At 48.5% G+C, this 8,364-nt stretch carries 7 protein-coding genes; 6 read left to right on the top strand and 1 reads right to left on the bottom strand.

Annotation, left to right across the window (positions count from 1 at the left end; genetic code table 11):
* Positions 1 to 610: 610 nt before the first annotated feature.
* Positions 611 to 1,363, bottom strand: a complete 753-nt coding sequence (locus DUW71_RS10035; RefSeq protein WP_119395119.1) for an S-methyl-5'-thioinosine phosphorylase — start codon at positions 1,361 to 1,363, stop codon at positions 611 to 613.
* A gap of 195 nt (positions 1,364 to 1,558) precedes the next feature.
* Here DUW71_RS10035 and DUW71_RS10030 point away from each other — a divergent pair, with 195 nt between their 5' ends.
* The 6 genes from DUW71_RS10030 (at position 1,559) to DUW71_RS10005 (ending at position 8,344) form a co-directional block, all read left to right on the top strand.
* Positions 1,559 to 2,971 carry a glycosyl hydrolase family 79 N-terminal domain-containing protein gene (locus tag DUW71_RS10030; protein ID WP_158583967.1) on the top strand — a complete coding sequence of 471 codons (1,413 nt, stop codon included), beginning with the start codon at positions 1,559 to 1,561 and terminating at the stop codon, positions 2,969 to 2,971.
* A 2-nt stretch (positions 2,972 to 2,973) separates the two neighbouring features.
* Entirely contained in the window at positions 2,974 to 5,439 is a 2,466-nt protein-coding gene (locus DUW71_RS10025) for a glycogen/starch/alpha-glucan phosphorylase (protein ID WP_119395117.1), read from the top strand.
* Positions 5,440 to 5,583: 144 nt separating this feature from the next.
* On the top strand, positions 5,584 to 6,486 hold the full coding sequence (locus DUW71_RS10020; protein WP_119395116.1) for a DMT family transporter: 903 nt from the start codon (positions 5,584 to 5,586) through the stop codon (positions 6,484 to 6,486).
* The gene (locus DUW71_RS10015) at positions 6,461 to 6,895 is read left to right on the top strand and encodes a DUF2721 domain-containing protein (protein WP_119395115.1); all 435 of its coding nucleotides are present in this window, start codon (positions 6,461 to 6,463) and stop codon (positions 6,893 to 6,895) included. Before DUW71_RS10020 ends, DUW71_RS10015 begins: the two co-directional genes overlap by 26 nt.
* Before the next feature lie 49 nt (positions 6,896 to 6,944).
* Complete coding sequence (hisI, locus tag DUW71_RS10010; RefSeq protein ID WP_119395114.1) at positions 6,945 to 7,346, top strand: phosphoribosyl-AMP cyclohydrolase; 402 nt, start codon at positions 6,945 to 6,947, stop codon at positions 7,344 to 7,346.
* The gene (locus DUW71_RS10005; protein WP_119395113.1) at positions 7,343 to 8,344 is read left to right on the top strand and encodes a class I SAM-dependent methyltransferase; all 1,002 of its coding nucleotides are present in this window, start codon (positions 7,343 to 7,345) and stop codon (positions 8,342 to 8,344) included. Before hisI ends, DUW71_RS10005 begins: the two co-directional genes overlap by 4 nt.
* Positions 8,345 to 8,364: the final 20 nt, after the last annotated feature.

Raw genomic sequence — 8,364 nt, 5'->3', positions numbered from 1 at the left:
TAAAGACGCCGAACGCGACTCGGTTTGTGTACCAACCTCAATGACCATCATGCGCAACAGTCGTTAAAGTATGCTTCCTCCCTTCGCAGAACTGATGCACTTTTGATGCACAAGCCCTCCATTAGACGCATTGCTAATGGTCGTCTTGGTTTTGTCCTCCACACCATTACTGGGCTTTACAGGCCAAGATTTCGACACTACTACGGATTCATCTGCCACCTCACACTCACACCATGCTTGAGTCGCCTCTTGCTATGATGATGCCTAGTGCTAGGCAAAGTGCCAGGCTTCCCCAGTTACTGCACTGACTCCCTGCAAAGTATGCCACCCTCAAGCACAAGCTAGGTTTGACCAAGTATCGGGCTTCGCAACTTTTCGCATGCTTACCCACCTAGCTTGCCGAATCAGGTTCGCTTTCGCTGTGTACACTTTACTTCCTATGGCTTCCTTCAGACCCTGCCGTTGGCCAGCAACGCCCTTGCCAGTCGGATTATCTTCCCCTTGGTCGGGGTGATTCAGGTTTCTTGCAACCTGACGGGTTTGCCAGCTTCGCTGGGCAAACAAAAAAAGGGCTCGCAATGAGCCCTTTTTTACCAGCGATTGCCAAGCATTATTTACCCGCGAAGCGCTCCATATAAGCTGCCAAAATGGCGCGCACATCTGTCATGCCAGACGCCAAGGCCGCTTCGATTTCTTTGATGGTAATCACCCCTTTGCTTTTACCAGCGGCTGGGTTCACCACTAACGACAAACAGGCATAGCCCATTTTCAACTCGCGTGCTAGTGCCGCTTCTGGCATACCGGTCATACCTACGATATCGCAACCATCGCGCTCCATGCGCGTCACTTCGGCTGCAGTCTCTAAGCGCGGGCCTTGCGTAGCGCCATAAACGCCGCCATTGATTGCCGGCAACCCAGCTAAGCGTGCCGCTTCGACTAACTGGCTGCGCAGCGCCTCGGTGTATGGATAGCTCAAATCAACGTGCACGACCTTGCCATCACTACCATCATAAAAGGTATGATCGCGGTCGTAGGTGTAGTCGATAATTTGATCTGGGATACAGATTGCACGCGTTGCCATGCGAGAAGTAATACCGCCAACCGCATTAACCGCAATCACATCGGTTGTGCCTAACTCTTTTAGCGCCCAAACGTTGGCACGGTAGTTAATTTTGTGCGGTGGTATTTTGTGTGGCCGGCCATGGCGTGACAAAAACAACAGCCGAGCACCACCAAAGCTACCTTCCAGGATTGGTGTAGATACGGCACCGTATGGGGTGTGCATATCGTGCACATCATGCATGGTCAAGCCATTGAGTTCGGTCAACCCGGTGCCACCAATAATAGCAATTGTCTGAGTCATTGATCGTCCTAGTTTCGTACGCGTTTTTGCCATCATAGCGGAAAAAGTTTATTTAGAAAGCCCAAATCTGCTCACAGAGGCTAGGCTTCTCACAACTGTCATTAACTCATGTCAGTCTCAATTAAACATGCCGCCAAGCCGTGCGACGACACAACAATTATGATTCTACGCAACAACAGACTTTGGATTCTGGCAATGTTTGTTTTAGTCGCGCTTGCGGCTTCAGGGCCAAAGCGCGACGTCACCATTGCACTAGACAACACGATTGTCGACACCGTTCATGCCCCTTATATTGGCCTTGCCATTGATACCGCTCTGGTTGTTGGTGGCGAATGGTGGGATGGGTTAGGCACCCGCTCTAATCGCTCGCCACTAGATTTAACCGACCCTCGCCTCATACAAGCCATTACCCAAACAGGTACCGACTTGCTGCGCATTGGTGGCACAGAAGCCGACAAGCTATATCTTGGTGAGTACGTTGCGCCAGGGTTCGACAGCCATCTTACAAGCGAGCAATGGCAGCAAATTCTTGACCTTGGCAATGCAACTAACTCACGCATTTTATTTAGCGCCAATGCCGGCCCCGCCACACGAGACGACCAACACAGATGGCAGAGTGAGCAATTTGAGCGCTTGCTCAACTGGACGCCTCAGGGCGCAAACGTAGACTTTGAACTAGGCAATGAGTTCAACGCACACTGGATATTCTTTGGTTGGCGCCAGCAAGCCCATTTTGACCAATATATGCTTGATTATGCCAAAGCAGACACGCTATTGGCTGACCGATCACATCGACTTGCCGGCCCTGCCAATGCCTTCTGGCCATACCTTGGTGAACCCGGCGCTTTTTTATTTGGCTCTAGCCAAGACCTTTTCGCACTGCAGCCAGATATTTTCACTTGGCATTTTTACCCTACCCAGTCCGTACGCTGTGGTGTTGCAACTCAGAACGCGTTCCAACGTCACCTCAAGTCCCTCGATTTGTTCAAACAGAGCAAGGCGATGGCGGAAAAAATTCAACGCTGGAATCAAGGCAGCGAGGTTTGGCTAGGGGAGACAGGCCCGGCTCAGTGTGGCGGCCAAGCAGGTGTTACCGACCGCGCCGGCTCGGCACTTTGGTGGCTTTCACACACGGGTTTAATGGCAAGAACGGGCAACCATAGAATCATACGCCAGTCACTATTAGGGTCTGATTACGCCTTGATGGATGAGCAGTATCGAGCACGGCCTGATTACTACGCCACCCTGCTATTCAACCAACTCATGGGTGAGGAAGTACTCAACACCAATATGACACCAAATCGCAGCACCAGAGTCTTTGCGCATTGCCATGCAAAGTTGGCAAAACAGGCTATGCTGCTAGTGATTAATATGGATGACAAGCCACAAACCCTCCACATCGAGCAAGGCAGCCGCTGGCTATTGATTAACGCTAATCGTTATAGCGACCAATTTGTCACCATTCATAACCGAACCGTATCTGTTTCGTCGCTTGCCAATGATATTCCTTGGCAGCCCGTTGATCAGACGATCAACCTACCCGGTGCAAGTTATGCTTTTATTGAAATTGATAATATGACTGTTTGTCAGCCTCAAGAGGACCGCTAACCATGGCAACGACAAAAAAAGCTGATTCAACCATTACCCCAGAGCGCTTTCGCGACATGGTCGTGCATCAATTGCGCGCGTCATTGGGCACCTATGAAGAAAAAGCCAGCTCACATGCTTGGTGGTTAGCCACCTGCGCGGCAGTAAACGAACTGGTTTTTGAAGGTGTATCCAATACCCGCAAGACTCATGCGACCAAGGACACTCGCTCAGTGGCTTACCTATCGCTTGAGTTTCTGATGGGTCGTTTATTATCGAACAACCTACATAATTTAGAATTATTTGGCATTGCCGAAGCGGGCTTAAAACAACTTGGCGTTGAGCTGACAGACATTCTAGAAGAAGAGCCTGACATGGCACTTGGCAACGGTGGTTTGGGTCGTTTAGCCGCGTGCTTCCTCGACTCACTCGCTACACTTAATATGCCTGCCGTTGGTTATGGCATTCACTATGAGCATGGGTTGTTCCGCCAAGAGTTTCACAAAGGTCGACAGGTTGAACGACCAGATACTTGGCGCGAGTTCGGCAACCCTTGGGAAATCTGCCGGCCTGAATCGGTACAAGAAGTTCCCCTTTATGGCTGGGTAGAAACCACCTACGACAGCAAGGGTAAAATGCACAAGGTTTGGCACCCGGGCCGTATGTTGCAAGGTGTTCCGTGGGATGTACCTGTTGTAGGCCTTGGTGGTAAAAACGTTAACATTCTGCGCTTGTGGGAGTCACGGGCGTCGAAACATTTTAACTTCGACGTATTTAACGCAGGTGGTTATGTTGATGCGCATCGTGAAAACCTCGAAGCCGAAACCGTTTCTAAAGTACTTTACCCAAATGATGAAACCGAAGCCGGTAAAGAGCTGCGCTTAATCCAACAGTATTTCTTCTGTGCTTGCTCATTAAAAGATATTCTGCGCCGCTTTAAGCGCACGCGTACCGACTTAGACGAGCTACCAGAACAATTAGTCGTGCAGCTTAACGACACTCACCCAGCCATTGCCGTGCCTGAATTAATGCGCACTTTAATCGATGAAGAAGGCTTAGACTGGGATCATGCCTTTGGTATCTGTCGCAAAGTATTTGCCTACACCAACCATACCCTGCTACCAGAAGCCCTTGAAACTTGGTCTGTGGATTTAATATCGCGCGTATTGCCGCGCCATATGGAGATCATCTTTGAAATCAACCACAGGTTCTTAATGAACGAAGTGGCGCAAAAGTGGCCAGGTGATGTTGAAAAATTGGCAAAACTGTCGATTATCGCCGAGGGTGAGCCAAAACTCGTGCGCATGGGTCATTTGAGTGCTGTCGGCAGCTTTAAAGTAAACGGTGTGGCACAGATCCACTCGCAGCTGGTTAAAACCGACTTGTTCCCAGAAATGAACGAGCTGTGGCCGGGCAAATTTACCAATGTTACCAACGGCGTCACCCCAAGGCGTTGGATTGCAAGCTGCAACCCTGAGCTGGCTGCATTTATTGATAAGCAAATTGGCGAAGGCTGGCTTGCCGACCTGCCACAACTAAGTAAGCTAGCAGCCAAAGCGAAGAACAAAACTGCGCAAAAGCAATATATGGCGATTAAGCGCAATAATAAACAGCGCTTAGCTGATGCCATTTTTAAAGAGATGGGCATTAAAGTTAGCCCAGATGCCCTGTTCGACGTGCAAATTAAGCGCTTACATGAATATAAACGCCAACACCTTAACTTGCTGAACATTCTTGCGATGTACCGCGAGATTCTACTCGACCCAGCCAAACCACGGGTGCCGCGCGTGTTCATTTTTGGCGCTAAAGCCGCACCCGGTTATCACTTTGCCAAAACCATTATCTATGCGATTAATCGTGTGGCAGAAAAAATCAATAATGACCCTCTGGTAGGCGATAAACTGAAAGTTGTGTTTATGCCGAACTACCGAGTGAGCTTGGCTGAAAAAATGATCCCTGCCGCTGACTTGTCAGAGCAAATTTCCACGGCTGGTAAAGAAGCCTCGGGCACAGGCAACATGAAGTTAGCCCTCAACGGCGCCATCACTATTGGCACCCTAGATGGCGCTAATATAGAAATCGCCGAAGAAGTTGGCGAAGACAACTGCTTGATCTTTGGCCTGACCGTCGACGAGGTGAAAGCACTAAACCGTGATGGCTACCACCCATACGGCATATACGAAAAAGACGAAGAGCTAAAAAGCATTCTAGATTGGCTCGATACAGGCTTTTTCACACCGGAGCAACCAGGCGCATTGAGTGATATTAAACAGAACTTAATCCACGACGATGGCTACAAGGTGTTAGCAGACTATCGCAGTTACCGCCAAGCGCAGCAAAAAGCGGATGAATGGTTCCAAGATACGGCACTTTGGGCTGAAAAAGCGATGCTGAACACAGCAATGCTCGGCAAATTTAGCTCTGATCGCTCTATTCAGGACTATTGCGACAATATTTGGCAGCTCGATAAAGTACCTGCTAAAGTCTAACCGCCTCTGCGAAGAACGCTTCTACTAGTAGGAGCGTTCTTCTAGGAGCCTTGCCACGAATTTTCTAATCTAACCACTTACGTTCCTTGCCATTTAGTAAAAAAAGCTCACAATAGCGCCCTATTTCCCCAGATATGGCTTAGTATGCGCAGCGCCGTCGTCGCATTTTTCATCGTCGTAATCGTTTGGTCCACCACACCATTAGCCATCAATTGGAGTGTGGCGGATGGCAGCAGCCAGTTTGCTGCATGGTTGCGCATGGCCATCGGGTTTCTGCTTTCATATGCATCCTTAAAAGCCTTACGTTTGCCCTTGGTACTGACACGCGCTGCAATCATTAAATATATGGCAGGGTCATTGGGTATTTATGGCACAATGACTTGTGTATACGTCGCCTCTCATGCCGTGTCTTCGGGGTTAGTTGCTGTGATTCATGGTCTTATTCCCATGCTCGCAGCAGCATTATCCTGGCCAATTTTATCGCAGCGCACGTCAAAGTTTGGCATTGCTGGGCTATTCATTGCCTCGCTAGGCCTTGCTTTCGTATTCGCTAGCGAGTTACAGGTTTCCCCAAAACAAGCGCCTTGGATTTTATTAATTGTATTTGGCGTGAGCTTACAAGCGCTTGGCGCAGTATTAATCAAAAAACTCGCGAGCACACCACTACACCCTATGCAGCAACTCACTGGCACGCTACTGGTAGTAGTAATAGGGTTTAGCTTCAACACAAGCCTTGCCGGTCAGTGGCAAGGTGAACTAGGTACTCGGGCAATTTTGGCCACCCTGTACTTAGCCGCTATTGGTTCGGTGGTTGGCTTTTACGCCTATTTTACTGCCCTACAACACCTAAGTGCCGTACAAGTTGGCATGATCACTTTAATTTCACCTGTGTTTGCCGTGATCTTAGGCAATACATTGAATGGTGAATCTATGCCAACATTCACCCTCTTAGGTTCCATTATTATTGGTATTGGCTTGGCCACCTATTTAGCTCGAGCCGTTTTCACTAGAGGAGCAACTCATGCAAATCGACCCAAACGTGGTTGAATCGTTAAACATAAGCACCCCTGCACTGATTTTTCCTGCCATTTCTTTGTTGCTATTGGCCTACACCAACCGGTTTTTAACCATTGGTCAACTCATTCGCTCGCTATACAAACAGTTAAACGAAAGCGAAGAGGGTATTAAGAATCTAGAGAAACAACTGCTGCACCTGCGGGGCCGTATTTTTCTCATTCGCATGATGCAGGCTTTTGGTGTGGGCGCATTTATGGCCTGCACGGCCTCCATGGCAGCGCTGTTGATCGGCTGGACACAGACTGGATTCGTTATTCTAACTGCCAGCATTGTTATGCTGTTTGTTTCACTTTGCATTAGCTTGGTCGAAATTTTGCAATCGGGTTATGCGCTAAACATCCAGTTGCAAAACCTTGAGCAACATGAAGGCAAAGATTAGCGCCGTATAGTCACTCCTGCTATGATGCGCGCCAAGATAGGAGCGCATCATGAAAGCGATAGAAACAGCCAAACTTGGCGCACAGTGGCCGTTGTCCGAGATTTTAGATCAAGTCAAATTCAACGACGATGGCCTGGTACCCGTTATTGCCCAACAATTCGACACCAAAGAAGTATTGATGATGGCTTGGGCAAATAGAGAAGCCATACTAGAAACACTGTCCACCGGGCGCATGTGCTACTGGTCTCGATCACGACAAAGCTATTGGCGCAAAGGTGAGTCCTCTGGCCATGCCCAGCACCTACATGAACTAAGATTAGACTGTGATGGTGATGCCATTCTGGCGCTTATCGATCAAACCGGCCCTGCTTGTCACACCAACCGCCGCAGCTGCTTTTATTTAACGATGAATCAGCAAACCGTTGTGATGAATAGTGAGCCACAATCGTGAAACAAACGTTCGAATTTCTCTGCCGTTTTCCCGAATGGCTAGCGAGTGATCAAACCCTACTGATTCTTGATGAAGATGCAGAGGGCTTGGTAAACCTAGCGGGCAACTTTGATGTAATGGCCTTGCATCAGCACAATCATGAACATGCCAAACAACTAGGGCGCACAAGCTATTTCAGTTTTGATATTCGCCAAACCTATCAACGCATTATCATTGACTGGCCGAAAGCCAAACGATTAGGCGAGCTGCTAGTAGCCTTTGCCGGCTCATTATTAGCGCCAGACGGTGAGCTTTTGGTCATTGGTAGCAATAAGGGTGGCATTAAATCAGTTGCCAAACGATTAAAAGAATCTGAGTTATCTGCTGATAAATTAGAAAGCGCTAATCACTGCTCGTTGTTACGTATTGACGGCACTCATGGCGAGTTTAATCTGGATGATTGGTGGCAATCTTGGTCGATTGATTCGCTACGTATATCTACCCTACCCGGTGTGTTTAGTGCCAATAAACTCGACAAGGGTACCAGCCTACTACTGGCAAGCTTGCCAACGTTAGCAGGCGACGTAATGGACTTTGGCTGTGGCTGTGGGGTAATAGGCTTATCAGTAGCCAAACAAAGTCCTGATGCAAATCTGACGCTGGTTGATAATAGTTTAATGGCGGTTTTGTCGGCGCGGCGGAATGCAGAGCAAAACGAACTGAGCAACATCACCATTGTTGCCCGCAATGGCTTGCGCAATCATCCTAAAGCCCGTTTTCGCCATATCGTTACGAATCCGCCATTTCATGAAGGCTTGCGGACCAACATAGATATGAGCAAGGCATTCTTATCGGATATGGCAAAACTTATGCATTTAAAAGGTCAGCTATGGGCCGTTGCCAATGAGTTCTTAGCCTATGAAGAAACGCTGAATCATTACTTTAAAATGGTAAAACCCATTGCTAGGGAATCAGGGTTCAAAATTTTACACGCTCAAGCGCCCTACATTCAAAAGTAAAAAAGGGCGCTAACTGCGCC

The organism is Salinibius halmophilus, assembly GCF_003577475.1.
In the GTDB taxonomy this organism is placed as follows: Bacteria; Pseudomonadota; Gammaproteobacteria; order Pseudomonadales; family Natronospirillaceae; genus Salinibius; species Salinibius halmophilus.
This window is presented reverse-complemented; position numbering and strand designations above follow the sequence as displayed.